The 13,015-nt window shown below is 63.1% G+C and carries 12 protein-coding genes and 1 pseudogene; 7 read left to right on the plus strand and 6 right to left on the minus strand.

From position 1 onward, the window contains the following. Positions 1 to 21: 21 nt before the first annotated feature. From DPV74_RS20250 to hda, 5 genes are read right to left on the minus strand one after another with little or no spacing between them, the layout of a single operon-like run. On the minus strand, positions 22 to 708 hold the full coding sequence (locus tag DPV74_RS20250) for a deoxynucleoside kinase (RefSeq protein ID WP_027788310.1): 687 nt from the start codon (positions 706 to 708) through the stop codon (positions 22 to 24). Further along, positions 705 to 1,247, minus strand: coding sequence for a 2-amino-4-hydroxy-6-hydroxymethyldihydropteridine diphosphokinase (folK, locus tag DPV74_RS20255; RefSeq protein ID WP_119337842.1), 543 nt, complete (start codon positions 1,245 to 1,247; stop codon positions 705 to 707). The genes DPV74_RS20250 and folK overlap by 4 nt, the downstream gene beginning before the upstream one ends. Positions 1,248 to 1,282: 35 nt before the next feature. Continuing rightward, the gene (gene pcnB / locus DPV74_RS20260) at positions 1,283 to 2,818 is read right to left on the minus strand and encodes a polynucleotide adenylyltransferase PcnB (RefSeq protein ID WP_119337843.1); all 1,536 of its coding nucleotides are present in this window, start codon (positions 2,816 to 2,818) and stop codon (positions 1,283 to 1,285) included. 5 nt (positions 2,819 to 2,823) lie between these two features. Continuing rightward, a complete protein-coding gene (locus tag DPV74_RS20265; protein WP_021162206.1) occupies positions 2,824 to 3,501 on the minus strand; it encodes an HAD family phosphatase in 678 nt (225 codons plus the stop codon). Positions 3,502 to 3,512: 11 nt separating this feature from the next. Beyond that, positions 3,513 to 4,247 (minus strand): DnaA regulatory inactivator Hda, encoded by a 735-nt coding sequence (gene hda, locus DPV74_RS20270; RefSeq protein WP_006484992.1) that lies wholly within the window; start codon positions 4,245 to 4,247, stop codon positions 3,513 to 3,515. 250 nt (positions 4,248 to 4,497) lie between these two features. Here hda and purM point away from each other — a divergent pair, with 250 nt between their 5' ends. The 6 genes and pseudogenes from purM (at position 4,498) to DPV74_RS20300 (ending at position 11,152) form a co-directional block, all read left to right on the plus strand. Further along, the gene (purM, locus tag DPV74_RS20275) at positions 4,498 to 5,553 is read left to right on the plus strand and encodes a phosphoribosylformylglycinamidine cyclo-ligase (protein WP_006484927.1); all 1,056 of its coding nucleotides are present in this window, start codon (positions 4,498 to 4,500) and stop codon (positions 5,551 to 5,553) included. A gap of 501 nt (positions 5,554 to 6,054) precedes the next feature. Further along, the gene (locus DPV74_RS20280) at positions 6,055 to 7,227 is read left to right on the plus strand and encodes a hypothetical protein (RefSeq protein ID WP_162923093.1); all 1,173 of its coding nucleotides are present in this window, start codon (positions 6,055 to 6,057) and stop codon (positions 7,225 to 7,227) included. Between the two features lie 617 nt (positions 7,228 to 7,844). Beyond that, positions 7,845 to 9,455: an AMP-binding protein gene (locus DPV74_RS20285; protein WP_111942378.1), complete on the plus strand. Its 1,611-nt coding sequence runs from the start codon at positions 7,845 to 7,847 to the stop codon at positions 9,453 to 9,455. Continuing rightward, positions 9,448 to 9,690 (plus strand): acyl carrier protein, encoded by a 243-nt coding sequence (locus tag DPV74_RS20290; protein ID WP_162923094.1) that lies wholly within the window; start codon positions 9,448 to 9,450, stop codon positions 9,688 to 9,690. The genes DPV74_RS20285 and DPV74_RS20290 overlap by 8 nt, the downstream gene beginning before the upstream one ends. Further along, positions 9,687 to 10,649: a hypothetical protein gene (locus DPV74_RS20295; RefSeq protein WP_119337844.1), complete on the plus strand. Its 963-nt coding sequence runs from the start codon at positions 9,687 to 9,689 to the stop codon at positions 10,647 to 10,649. The genes DPV74_RS20290 and DPV74_RS20295 overlap by 4 nt, the downstream gene beginning before the upstream one ends. Before the next feature lie 127 nt (positions 10,650 to 10,776). After that, positions 10,777 to 11,152 (plus strand): annotated as a pseudogene (locus DPV74_RS20300) (nuclear transport factor 2 family protein). Positions 11,153 to 11,186: 34 nt separating this feature from the next. Here the strand turns inward: DPV74_RS20300 and tet are convergent. Continuing rightward, a complete protein-coding gene (gene tet, locus DPV74_RS20305; protein ID WP_119337845.1) occupies positions 11,187 to 12,380 on the minus strand; it encodes a Tet(A)/Tet(B)/Tet(C) family tetracycline efflux MFS transporter in 1,194 nt (397 codons plus the stop codon). A gap of 63 nt (positions 12,381 to 12,443) precedes the next feature. Between tet and tetR the strand changes: the two genes are divergently transcribed. Beyond that, on the plus strand, positions 12,444 to 13,015 hold a 572-nt coding region (tetR, locus tag DPV74_RS20310), incomplete at its 3' end, for a tetracycline resistance transcriptional repressor TetR (RefSeq protein WP_119337846.1).

Below are 13,015 nucleotides of genomic sequence, written 5' to 3' on the forward strand. Positions count from 1 at the left end.
GGAACGACAGGCGAGGACGCGTCAGCGCGTCGTCTCGCCCTTGACGAAGAATTCCTTGCGGCCGCGCATCGTCTCGATGCGCTCGACCAGCAGGGCGAGATCTTCGGGGGAATCCTGCGGGTTCAGGTGTTCCGCGGCGACCGTCAGCACCGGCGTGCGGTCGTAGTGGTAGAAGAATTCGTTGTACGCGTCGACGAGCGAGCGCAGGTACGCGTCGCTGATCTGCAGCTCCATCGGCAGCCCGCGCTTCTGGATGCGCGAGAACAGCACTTCGGGGCTCGCCTGCAGGTAGACGACGAGGTCGGGCGACGGCGCCTGCGGCACGTCCACGTGCGTGGCGACCGAACGGTAGAGCTGCCACTCGTCTTCCGGCAGGTTCAGCCGCGCGAAGATGTCGTTTTTCTGCGGCATGAAATCGGCGATGACCGGGCGGCCCGTTTCGAGCGCACCGATCAGCTCGCGGGCCTGCTGCGCACGCTGCAGCGCGAACGACAGCTGCACGGGCAGCGCGTAGCGCGCGGTATCGCGATAGAAGCGTTCGAGGAACGGGTTGTCCTGCGGGCGCTCAAGCAGCGTCTGCATCGACCAGCGTTCGGCGAGCAGGCGCGCGAGCGTCGTCTTGCCGACGCCGATCGGGCCTTCGATCACGAGATAGCGGTGCGGGGCGCGCAGGTCGGGCGCAGTGACGGTGAGGGGTGTCGGGGTCATCGGCAGCGGTTCTTGTCGGCGTCTGCGCTGGCGGCGAGCGCCTTCTGCATCAGGCACTGGCAGGTCTGCACCTTCTCGACACACTGATCCGCGACGGCGGCGAGGAAGGTATCTGCACGGCCGCGCGCGGGAATGTCGAGTGCGGGCTCGATCTCCACGAGCGGCACGAGCGCGAACGCGCGATCGGTGAGGCGCGGGTGCGGGACGATCAGGTCGGGTTCGTCGATCGAGTCGGCGCCGAACAGCAGGATGTCGAGGTCGAGCGTGCGCGGCGCGTTGCGATACGGGCGCTCGCGGCCGAAGTGATGTTCGATCTTCTGGCAGAGCGCGAGCAGCTCGCGCGCCGACAGCGTCGTGTCGAGCTTGACGACGCAGTTGTAGTAGTCGTCGCCGCCCGCTTCGAAGGGCGCCGTGCGATACAGGCTCGATTTGCCGAGGATCGAGATGGTGCGCTGCTGCGCGAGGCACACCACCGCGTCCTTCAGGGTCTGGCGCGCATCGCCGAGATTCGCCCCCAGTCCGATATATGCAACCGTCATGGCATCACTTCCTACGTCGTTCGCCGTCGTGCGCGTCAGTCGTCGGAACCGCCCGAGGTGTCCGGTGCCTGCTCGGCGGCACCTTCACCCGGCTTGCGGTTTCGCGCACCGCCGCGGCGGCGCCGCTTGCGGGGCGATTTTTCCTTCGAGCCGCCCTGCGTGAGCAATGCCTCGCGAGCGGCCGCGTCGCCTTCGATGAAATCCGTCCACCACTGTCCGACTTCCGCATCGAGCTCGCCGGATTCGCAGCGTAACAGGAGGAAATCATACCCCGCTCTAAACCTTTGGTGTTCCAGCAGCCTCATCGCGCTGCGGCCCGAGCGTTTCTCGAGGCGCAGCTGCAGGCCCCAGATCTCGCGCATGTCGGCCGAGTAGCGCTTGTGGATCGCGAGTTTCTCGGTCTGCATGTCGAGCACGTCGTCCATCGCGCGATGGAGCGCCGGCACCGGGATTTCGCCTTCGGCCGTGTATTGCTCGAAGCGCTGGCGCATGTCGTGCCACAGCAGCGTCGCGAACAGGAAGCCCGGCGATACCGTCTTGCCGGCGCGCACGCGTGCATCGGTGTTGTTCAGCGCGAGCGTGATGAATTTCTCGCCCTGCGGCTGTTCGAGCACGACGTCGAGCAGCGGCAGCAGCCCGTGGTGCAGGCCTTCCTTGCGCAGCCGCTGCAGGCACGCGAGCGCGTGGCCCGACAGCAGCAGCTTCAGCATTTCGTCGAACAGGCGCGCGGCCGGCACGTTGTTGATCAGGTCGGCGAGCGCGTTGATCGGCTCGCGCGTGTGCGGCTCGATCTCGAAACCGAGCTTCGCCGCGAAGCGCACGACGCGCAGCATCCGCACCGGATCCTCGCGGAAACGCGTGGCCGGATCGCCGATCATCCGCAACAGGCGGGCGCGCACGTCGGCCATCCCGTCGTGGTAGTCGAGCACCGTCTGCGTCGACGGGTCGTAGTACATCGCGTTGATCGTGAAGTCGCGACGTGCGGCGTCTTCGTGCTGCTCGCCCCACACGTTGTCGCGCAGCACGCGGCCGCTCGCGTCGACCGCATGGGTGCGGCGATCGAGTTCGTCGCGCTTCAGGCGCTTCGGCGGCTCGGCAGCGGCCGCCTCGGGCGGCGCATCGACCAGCGCGCGGAACGTCGACACCTCGATCAGCTCCTGGCCGAACTGCACGTGGACGATCTGGAAGCGGCGGCCGATCAGGCGCGCGCGGCGGAACAGGCGCTGAACTTCGGTCGGCGTCGCATCGGTCGCGACGTCGAAGTCCTTCGGCGCGATGCCGAGCAGCAGGTCGCGTACCGCACCGCCGACGATGAAGGCGCGGAAGCCCGCCTGCTGCAGCGTGTCGGTCACGCGCACGGCATTCTTCGAGATCAGCGCCGGGTTGATGCCGTGTACGCTGGCCGGCACGACGGTCGGCTCATGGTTGCTGCGCGGCTTTTTCGTGCCGCCGCGGGCGCCTTTCGGGGCACGCGGGGTAGCAGGGGCCGCTTCGTCGGCCGGGGCCGCTGCGGGAGAGGTTTGCTCGGTTTCGTCCTGGCCGAGCAGTTTGCGAATGAATTTTTTGATCACGACGTTCAGAAGAGATCGAGGATGCGCCAGCCGCGGTTGCTTGCATGCGCGCGCAGCGTGTCGTCAGGGTTGGTCGCGATCGGGTCGGTGACTTTCTCGAGCAACGGGATGTCGTTGTGCGAGTCGCTGTAGAAGTAGGTGTGCGTGAAGTCGCTCCATTGCTTGCCGAGCGACGCGAGCCACGCTTCGGTCCGCACGATCTTGCCTTCGCGATAGCTCGGCGTGCCCGTCGGCCGGCCCGTGTATGGCGAATCGGGATGCCCGTCGGTCGTCTCGACCTCGCAGGCGATCAGCGTGTCGACGCCGAACGCGGTGGCGATCGGGCGCGTGATGAATTCGTTGGTCGCCGTCACGACGCAGCACAGGTCGCCCGCATCGAGGTGCTTGCGCACGAGTTCGAGCGCGGCGGGCGTCATGGCGGGCCGGATCACCTCGTGCATGTACTGCTCGTGCCATTGCGCGAGCTGCGCACGCGAATACTTCGCGAGCGGCGTGAGCATCGCCGTGAGGTACGCGTGGATGTCGAGCTTGCCGGCCTTGTAGTCGGCGAAGAACTGGTCGTTCTGACGCGAGAAGCTTTCCGCGTCGACGATGCCGAGCTTCACCATGAAGCGGCCCCATTCGTGGTCGCTATCGGTCGGGATCAGCGTGTGATCGAGGTCAAAGAGTGCCAGATTAGTCATGGAAGCGCATTTTACTCGAAGCGGTTCGGGCCCGTGCCCGGTGGGGTGATGTCGTCGCCGGGACGCGCCAGCATGCGGCGCAGCAACGGCAGCGTGACGGCGCGTTTCTGCTCGAGCGAGAAGCGGTCGAGCGCGTCGAGCAGCGCCATCAGGCTCGGCATGTCGCGGCGGAAATGGGTCAGCAGGTAGGCGGCGATGTCGTCGGTGAGCGCGATCCCGCGTTCCTTCGCCGCGAGCTTGAGCACGGCGATCTTGCCGGCATCGGACGGCGGCGACAGGTGGAACACGAGCCCCCAGCCGAGGCGCGTGCGGAGATCCTCGCGCACGTCGAGCGCGAGCGGCGCCGCGGGGCCCGCCGCGACGAACGCGCTCGACGGGTGCGCGCGCACTTCGTTGAACAGGTTGAACAGCGCGACCTGCTGGGTGTCGCTCATCCGGTCGCAGTCGTCGATCGCGTAGATGCCGATGCGCGGGTCGAACGTGAACGCGCCGAGCGGGCTTTGCGGTGTGAGATAACGCGCATAGCCGTACGAGGCGTCGCTCACGAGCGCCTGCAGCAGATGGGTGCGGCCGCATCCGGGCTCGCCCCAGATATAGAACGACCGGTCCGGCACGGGGCCCGCCGCGAGCGCGAGGTCGAGCTTCTGCAGGCGCGAGATGAGCTCGTCGTTCTCCTCGTTCATGATGAAGTTGTCGAACGTGGCGGGCGGCGGCGTGCCGAGATCGAGCGTCAGTTGACGGGACACAACAGTCACAATGCGGGTCGGTTGAAAATACGCGTGCCGTACGCCGGGCACGCGCCGGGAACTGCGCCTTCGCGGGCTTCACGCGCGCCCGCACGCACGGCGCCACGCCGGTTTCGGCGCGGTTCGCTCGGCGATGAAAACGGGGACGTGTTGACCAAGATGCAATCCCTGACGATTCGGTGCTGGGAATTCCGGCCAACGGGCCGGCTTCGGGTAAAATCGCATTTTACCGACCTTCTCGCATTCCCCCATGAATCCTCCGAAATCCGCTCCCGACGCCCAAGGTCTGTCCTATCGCGACGCAGGCGTCGACATCGACGCGGGCGACGCGCTCATCGACAAGATCAAGCCTTTTGCGAAGAAAACCCTGCGCGACGGCGTGCTCGGCGGCATCGGCGGGTTCGGCGCGCTGTTCGAAGTACCGAAGAAGTACAAGGAGCCCGTGCTCGTGTCGGGCACCGACGGCGTGGGCACCAAGCTCAAGCTGGCCTTTCATCTGAACAAACACGACACCGTCGGCCAGGATCTCGTCGCGATGAGCGTGAACGACATCCTCGTGCAGGGCGCCGAGCCGCTGTTCTTCCTCGACTACTTCGCGTGCGGCAAGCTCGACGTCGATACCGCGGCAACGGTCGTCAAGGGCATCGCGCAGGGTTGCGAACTGTCCGGCTGCGCGCTGATCGGCGGTGAAACGGCCGAAATGCCGGGCATGTACCCGGACGGCGAATACGACCTGGCCGGCTTCGCGGTCGGCGCGGTCGAGAAGAGCAAGATCATCGACGGCAGCACGATCGCCGAGGGCGACGTGGTGCTGGGCCTCGCTTCGAGCGGCATCCACTCGAACGGCTTCTCGCTCGTGCGCAAGATCATCGAGCGCGCGAACCCCGACCTGTCGGCCGATTTCCACGGCCGCTCGCTCGCCGACGCGCTGATGGCACCCACGCGCATCTACGTGAAGCCGCTGCTCGCGCTGATGCAGAAGCTGTCGGTGAAGGGCATGGCGCACATCACCGGCGGCGGCCTCGTCGAGAACATTCCGCGCGTGCTGCGCGAAGGCCTCACCGCCGAGCTCGACCAGAACGCGTGGCCGCTGCCGCCGCTGTTCAAGTGGCTGCAGGAGCACGGCGGCGTCGCCGACGCGGAAATGCACCGCGTGTTCAACTGCGGGATCGGCATGGCCGTGATCGTTTCGGCGGCCGATGCCGACGCAGCGATCGCCGACCTGACCGCCGCCGGCGAACAGGTGTGGAAGATCGGCACCGTCCGTGCGACCCGCGAAGGCGAGGCGCAGACCGTCGTGGTGTAACGCGGTCGTCGTGGTTCGCAAATCACGACAGCGCGCGGCTTCAGTCATCAGGAAACCCGGCATGCGCCGGGTTTTTCACATGTGCCCGAGCGAGTGTCGAAATCGTTTGTCGGATGCGTACTGGAGGCCGAGGCTGCCTGGGCGGGGAGCACGCATTGTCCATGTGACTAGTGGCTTCGGCCCGTCGGTGGTGCTGTTCCTGTTCGTTTATCCGTGACGATTCGGTGGAGCGACGTGGCACGATTTTTCGGATTAAGACAATTCATATGCCTGATCGCGGCCCTGACGGCGCATGCTGCAATGGCGGGGCCGTCGGAGCCCGCCCTGTCGGGACAACGGTTAGTAGGCGAGCCGTCCGCGGCCTCGGGAGCGCAGGGGGCAGACATAGCCGTAACCGAGGAGCCGCTCGTGGGACCGGATGCAAAGTCCGGACATATGAAACCCGCGGGGATCACGGCTGGTGGCACGCGTGCCGGGGACAGGGACGAAGCGAATGGCCAGATGATGTACAAGGGCATCTGTGCCGGTTGCGTGTCGTTTGATGCATATCAGACAACGCTTACCATCCCGGAAGGCACAACGGTCACAGGCGTGACCGGCTATGCGAGCTATTTGAACAACCGGAATCCGTCTACGGGGCACGGAACGTCCGGAAATGGCATCAATTTCTTCAGTGTGCAGATCTGCGGTGTCACGGAAGCCGCCTGCTGGGCAAGCAACCATATCCTGATTGACAACGACAGATGGAAGGCATCGGACGTGAAGGGAGTGCAATTGAATGCCGTTGAATACGACTTCAATGCAACCTCTCCGGATACGAACGTGCAGGGCCCGACTCTGACTGGCAGTTCGCTGGTTCAGCCCAAAGCGGCGGTCGGTTTTACCGTGGGATCGTTGTCCACGCAGGATCGGTCGCTTGCCAAATGGACATATGCATTTGTGACCCAGGACGGTGTAGCAGCCAACGCCTTTCATATTGGGGCGCTGGCCGTTGGCGGATCCAATGTGCCGAGCCAGCCCGTCACCTTTAATTATTTCGATGCACGCGGCGTGGTGAAGGCGTGGCGCCAGCAAGTGCTTGCGAGCGGCGACTTTTCGATCGGAGATGGTGCCGACTCCCACGCGATCGAACTGCAAAACGCGACACGTATCGGGCGGCGCACTGGTCCGGCTTTGCTGGAAATTGATGGTGCCGCCGGACGGTCAGGAACGTTGCAATGGAGTGATGCCGGGGCTGGCAAGTGGCAGATCGGGAAGCAAAGCTCGAATTGCTTTTTTGCCTTCGATGTCGCGGCCGGCAAATATATCTGGCAGATGTGCAGCAACGGAAGCTTCGTATTCCATGCACCGATCGCGCACATGGCTCAGACGGTCGACAAGTCCTATTCATACAACACGCCTGTGTCCGGCAGCGCCGTCATGATTGCGCGAGGTTCCGAGACGGCAATCGTCGATCCTCGTGCGCCACTCGCGATGCTGGCAATTGTGCTACCGGCGTGTGATGCCGAGTATGACGGTTCGATGGCGAGATTTTCTTCCACGAAACCGATCGGGGCGTTGACTGTTCGCGCAGCGTCAGGGAAGATTGCAAATCGTCCTAAATCGCTATTACCAGGGCTGGGACACGGGTTTCTGTGCCGGGGATCCGATACCACTTGGTACATGCTCTATTAAGGCTGCGTTGACGTTGCATGTCTTTATGCTTGGTTTGCAAGGCGAATTGCGTTTCGACCTGAGCAAATTTGCTATGGAAATGCGATAGGCACCTTGGTGCTTTGCGATGCAATGATCCGGGTATTCCCTTATTGCTGTGTCGTAGAGAAATGACGTTCTGGCGCCGTGCTCGTGATTGTGCGGGGCGCGCGAAACTGTCAGGCCGCTAAAGATAATTCATGTCGTCCGTGCCAGGCGTCGTGAATTGTGACGCGGTGATTTCCGTGCGCTATTTCCGGTATGGCCGCGAATGGCTCCGCACGTCTGTGGTCGTTCCCTCGGAGAAATGGACCGGTTTTCCCCCGTTCTGTTTGCAATTGAAACTCGCCCGCTGTACTAGAGTGTCGGCGAGGGATCGGGAGGACCTATCGATGCTGGTCGAGGCCAGCGGGAAGGTGATAGTTGCAACCGCGGGCGCGAACGTGCCAAAACGTCGGCGGTTGGTCCTGATCGCCGGTATGAAGGTGTGTCGAGATTTTTTCGCGTCAGGTATCGGTGCGACGGAATCGTCGTGTGACGCGATATCGCGGCACGCCGCGAAGCATTGGACTTCGCATTGATTTTTTCCGTGTATATACATGAAAAATATTCTCAATAATTTTCTGAGGCAGCTCGAAGTTGCCCCGGATCAATTGCTCTACACGATAGTCAACAGCGGCTCGGATGAGGCCCTGACATATCGCCAGCTTAGGGATGGGGCGCTTCGCTATGCATCTCTCCTCAAGAAGAGGGGGGCATCTTCTGGTGATGTCGTTCTGATTTCGCTGAAGCTCGAGCCTGATCTCATCTTTGCTTTTCTCGGGGCGCTGATGGCCGGGTGTGTGCCGTCGATGATGCCGTTTCCGTCGATCAAGCAGGATCCGGGGTTGTTCTGGTCGAGTCATGATCAGTTGTTCCGTCACATAGGCAGTGGCTTCTTTATTACGTTTGAGGAAAACGTTGCGCAGGTCGAGGCGAATATCACGCCTGGTGTGTTGACCATTCTGACACCCGCAGACGCGGCAGATGCGCCGGATCGCGTTGACATCCATCAGTGGGCCGATCAGGAAATTTGCTGTCTGCAGCACAGTTCAGGTACGACCGGGTTGAAGAAAGGGGTGACGCTGACTTCGCGTGCGATCGTGGATCAAGTTTCGAGCTACGCCACGTCGCTTGGCCTGGACGATTGCGACACGATTGTGTCGTGGCTGCCTCTGTATCACGACATGGGTTTTGTCGCGACATTCCTGATGCCGCTCGTGCGTGGCAATCATTCGGTGATCATGAGTCCGTTCGAATGGCTTGTGGATCCGTTCGAACTGTTCCGCCTGATTGAGCGTCACGACGGCAAATTCATCTGGCTGCCGAACTTCGCGTTCAATCACCTCGCACGCAGTGCACGAGATACCGATAGCGCGGACCTGTCCGGTGTGAAGGCGTTCATCAATTGCTCCGAGCCGTGCAAGGTCGAGACGTTCGAGAATTTTCTTGCCGCGTTCGAGCGGCTTGGTGTTCGACGAGAGCAACTGCAGGTTTCGTATGCGATGGCGGAGACCGTATTTGCCGTGACGCAAACGGCCATCGGTACGCCGACGCGCAGCATCGCCATATCGCAGAGTGCGCTGCGCGAGCAACAGCGGATTTCATTCGATGGCGCGGATCCCGTTCGTCTTCTGAGTGCTGGCAAACCGATTGACGGAATCGAGGTGAAGATCGTCGGCGGAGAGGTCGGGGAAATCGCTCTCAAGGGTGATTTCGTATTTCACGGATATTACAAGCTCGATAGTGCGAAGGCGTTTCGGGACGGCTATTACCTCACCGGCGATCTTGGATTCGTCTTCGAAGACGAGCTTTATGTGCTTGGTCGAACCAAAGACATGATCATCGTGCTCGGCAAGAATTTTTTTGCCAGCGAGATCGAGGCAATTCTGAATACCGTGACTGGCATCAAGCCAGGACGGGCAGTTGCGCTTGGTATCTACAACGCCGAGATCGGTAGCGAAGACCCGATTATCGTCGCCGAATTGGATGGTTCGATAGAGGTTAAATCGATTCGGGCGGAAGTGAAAAGAACGCTGGAAAGCACGATTGGCCTCGTTCCGAAGAAGATTGCTTTCGTCGAGCCTGGTTGGCTGGTGAAATCCACCAGCGGAAAAATCAGCCGATCCGAAAATATTTCAAAATATATCAATGAGTTTATCAATGAATAACAAGGGTATCGAAAGCAAGGTTATCGAGATCGTCGCGCGCACATTTGATGTCGATCAGTCGGAGATCACGATGGACACGATCGCGGCGGATGTCGATGGCTGGGACTCGCTCGCCCATGCAACACTGGTAATTCGCTTGGAGAAGAACTTCAATACGACGCTGGACCTCAAGAAAGCCAGCGCAGCGCAGAGCCTGGGAGATATCGTTTCCCTGATCGAGGCAAGTATTAAATGACAGAACTTTCGAAGTCCGAATTACTGGCGCAGACCGTTATACGAGGTCAGAACGATTTTCTGTTCTTTACGGATCACGAGGCGATTGAGCAGGTGTCCGGCGCGGTGCCGCTCAATGCAGAGGAACTCGACGTCTGGACCCGCACGTTGAGCGGTCGGTATGAATGGTGTAGTCAGCGTGGAATCGAGGTGCGTTTCCTGTTCGTGCCGGAAAAACACGTGGTGTATTCTGACTATCTTCCGGATACCGAAATTTCGGAGAATCGGCCGGTCGTGCAGATCCTGAATAGCCTGCCCGGGCAGGTGCGGGAAGCCTGCATGTACCCGGTCGACCAGCTCAAGGCAGCGCGCGAGACGCGAGAATTGTATTACAAGACGGATACTCACTGGAACAACTGGGGCGGCTTTTTCGCGTACGATCTTCTGATGGATTCGCTCCCGGCACATCTCGATCTGCAAAAGGTGACCGAGGGCGATCTCAAAGTCACGCAGCGTAAAATCATCGGCGACCTCGGGGTGCGGCTCGAACCCGAGGAGGAAGAGCGGGCAGACGTCCTGGCGCATGCCACCGAATTGCCATTCAAGCGCATTTTCGACAACGCCGTGTTCAGCCGTGGCAATACGTCGGTATTCATCTCGCCGCGCGTCAAGGCGCCGCGCGTTGTGGTGTTTCGCGATTCGTTCTTCAACTACATCCTGCCCCACATGATTCCGGTGTTTTCGCGAACGGTGGCGGTGAGTTCTCTTGACATGCACTATGATCTGGTCGAATCGGAAAAACCGGATCTCGTGATATTCGAAATGATTGAACGATTTGTCGGAAACAACGACAGTTCCGGCAAACGTGTGCTGCCGACGGATGGCGAAGGCACATTCTCCGCTCTGGCCGGCGTTGCGCTCGACGAACTTCGGCCGCAGGTGAATTGGCTGAATTGCGAAGAAACGCCAGCCGGACAGTAAACAAGGTTCGCGGATCGCAAGTGTCGGTTGCGTAACCCGAGACTTCGACATGTGGCACGTATCATTCGAGGCGGTGGTGTTGCAGGCACCGTGTCGGGCATACGTGACGGATGAAGGAAGGGCGACGCTGAATGCGCGATTCGCGAACTCGTGGACAACGGGTTCGCGTCGAGGCGACGTGGCGACCATGCTCGACCTGATCGCCGACGACGCGATCTTCGTGGTGGCTGGCAAGCGTCGTTCGACAAGGCGGCGTTTGCGGCGGCGTCGCGTGACGCGAGCGCCGGGGTGGGCCCGCGCCGAAGATCAACGGCCGTTACTGGGATGACGAACTGCGCGTGCTGGGCGACTGGGCGTACATGCGCAATTTCATCGAGATCGAGGCGACTCCGCCGGACGGCGAGACGATCCGCCGTTCGGGCCATACGCTGACGATCTTCCGCAAGGCCGACGGCCGCTGGCGGCTCGTCCGCGATGCCAATCTCGTGACGCTCGCGCATTGAGCACGGCGGCGGGTGTGACGGTGCCGGCCGGCGCTCATGCGGACGGCCGCGCCGCGCCCGCTGGCCGGGCACCGGCCAGCAACGGCGGGACGAGCAGATAAAGCAGCGCGGCCGCGGCCCAGACGAGCCCCGGCCAGGTCGCGCGTGTCGCCGCATAGGTTGCGGTGACGACCAGCGGCCCCGCGACACCGATCAGGCTCGCCACGCTCGCGAGCGCGCCTTGCAGTTCACCCTGGCGCGCATCGTCGACCTGCCGCGCGAGCATCGCCTGCAGCGCCGGCAACGTCATGCCGCCCGCCGCGAACAGCGGCAGCAGCGCGAACGGCACCCACGCGGCGGTCGCGAACGCAATCGCCACGAGCCCGAGCGCGTCGCCCGCGAGGCCCAGTGCGAGCGCGCGGCGCTCGCCGAGCCGCGCGATCAGCGGCCCGATCGCGAAAGCCTGTGCGAGCGCGTGACACGCACCGTAGCCCGCCAGCGACAGCCCCGCGATCGGTGTCGACCACCCGAAATGTTCCTGGCCGTACAGGATCCACAGCGTGGCGGGCGCCTGCGACACCAGCGCCACGATCACGTAAATGCCGATCAGCGGCACGAGCGCCGGTGAGCCGGTCAGCCGGCGCAGGCTGGCGAACGGGTTGAGCGCGCCGGCCGTTTGGCCTTCGCGGGCCGAACGCGGCCGCGATTCCGGCAGCGCGCGCCAGACGAGCACGAGGTTGAGCGCGTTGAGCACGGCGGCCGCGACGAACGGCGCGCGCACCTGCAGCGCGCCGAGCAGGCCGCCGATCAACGGGCCCGCGATGAAGCCGATGCCCATCATCGCGCCGAGCTGGCCGAAGCGTCGCGCACGGTCGGGTTCGGCCGTGACGTCGGTCACGTATGCAGTCGCGACCGCGACGTTCGCGCCGGTGATGCCCGCGATCAGCCTCCCGACGTAGAGCCAGGCGAGCGTCGGCGCGAGCGCCATCAGCAGGTAGTCGAGCGCGGCGCCCGCGAGCGACACGAGCAGTACGGGCCGGCGGCCGACGCGGTCGCTCAGCGCGCCGAGCAGCGGTGCGCACAGGAACTGCGCGAACGCGTACAGCGCGAGCAGGATCCCGTAGTGGGTGTCGGTGCTGCTCGCATCGGCGAGCGAGCGCAGCAGGCCGGGGAGGATCGGCATCACGATCCCGACGCCGATTGCGTCGAGCAGGACCGTGGCCAGAATGGCAATCAGGGATGGATTCAAGGGTGTAACTCTATCGGTGATAGAGTGGCGATTATTCCACAGCTTTCCCTATCGGTGATAGAGATGAAGGACACAGGGGCGCGGCTGACGCGCGACACGGTACTGCGCGCGGCGCTCGACCTGCTCGATGAAGTCGGCATCGATGGGCTGTCGACGCGGCGGCTCGCCGAGCGGCTCGGCGTGCAGTCGCCGACGCTTTACTGGCATTTCCGGAACAAGGCCGAACTGCTCGACGCGATGGCCGAGGCGATCATGCTCGAGCGGCACGATGCGTCGCTGCCGCGGCCGGGCGAGGCGTGGGATGCGTGGCTTCTCGACAACGCGCGCAGTTTCCGCCGCGCGCTGCTGGCCTATCGCGACGGCGCGCGCCTGCATGCCGGTACGCGGCCGCGGGCGCTGCATTTCAGCTCGATCGAACGCAAGGTCGCGCTGCTCTGCGAAGCGGGTTTCGCGCCGGACGAGGCGGTCGACGTGATGTATGCGCTGGGCCGCTTCGTGGTTGGATGGGTGCTGGAGGAACAGGCGGAACCCGAAGGCGAGGCCGATGCGCCCCTGCCGGACGCGGCCGAGTTCCCGTTGCTCGCCAAGGGCTGGGCCGCGCTGCGCGCGCGCGGCGGCGACGAAGCGTTCGAGCG

This window comes from Burkholderia sp. HAN2018, from assembly GCF_024704855.1.
In the GTDB taxonomy this organism is placed as follows: domain Bacteria; phylum Pseudomonadota; class Gammaproteobacteria; order Burkholderiales; family Burkholderiaceae; genus Burkholderia; species Burkholderia cepacia.

Excerpts from the sequence above, each read along its gene's own strand:
- DPV74_RS20250 (WP_027788310.1), bottom strand. The coding sequence starts at position 708 with ATGACCCCGACACCCCTCACCGTCACTGCGCCCGACCTGCGCGCCCCG.
- folK (WP_119337842.1), bottom strand. The coding sequence starts at position 1,247 with ATGACGGTTGCATATATCGGACTGGGGGCGAATCTCGGCGATGCGCGC.
- DPV74_RS20265 (WP_021162206.1), bottom strand. The coding sequence starts at position 3,501 with ATGACTAATCTGGCACTCTTTGACCTCGATCACACGCTGATCCCGACC.
- purM (WP_006484927.1), top strand. The coding sequence starts at position 4,498 with ATGAATCCTCCGAAATCCGCTCCCGACGCCCAAGGTCTGTCCTATCGC.
- DPV74_RS20280 (WP_162923093.1), top strand. The coding sequence starts at position 6,055 with ATGATGTACAAGGGCATCTGTGCCGGTTGCGTGTCGTTTGATGCATAT.
- DPV74_RS20285 (WP_111942378.1), top strand. The coding sequence starts at position 7,845 with ATGAAAAATATTCTCAATAATTTTCTGAGGCAGCTCGAAGTTGCCCCG.
- DPV74_RS20290 (WP_162923094.1), top strand. The coding sequence starts at position 9,448 with ATGAATAACAAGGGTATCGAAAGCAAGGTTATCGAGATCGTCGCGCGC.
- DPV74_RS20295 (WP_119337844.1), top strand. The coding sequence starts at position 9,687 with ATGACAGAACTTTCGAAGTCCGAATTACTGGCGCAGACCGTTATACGA.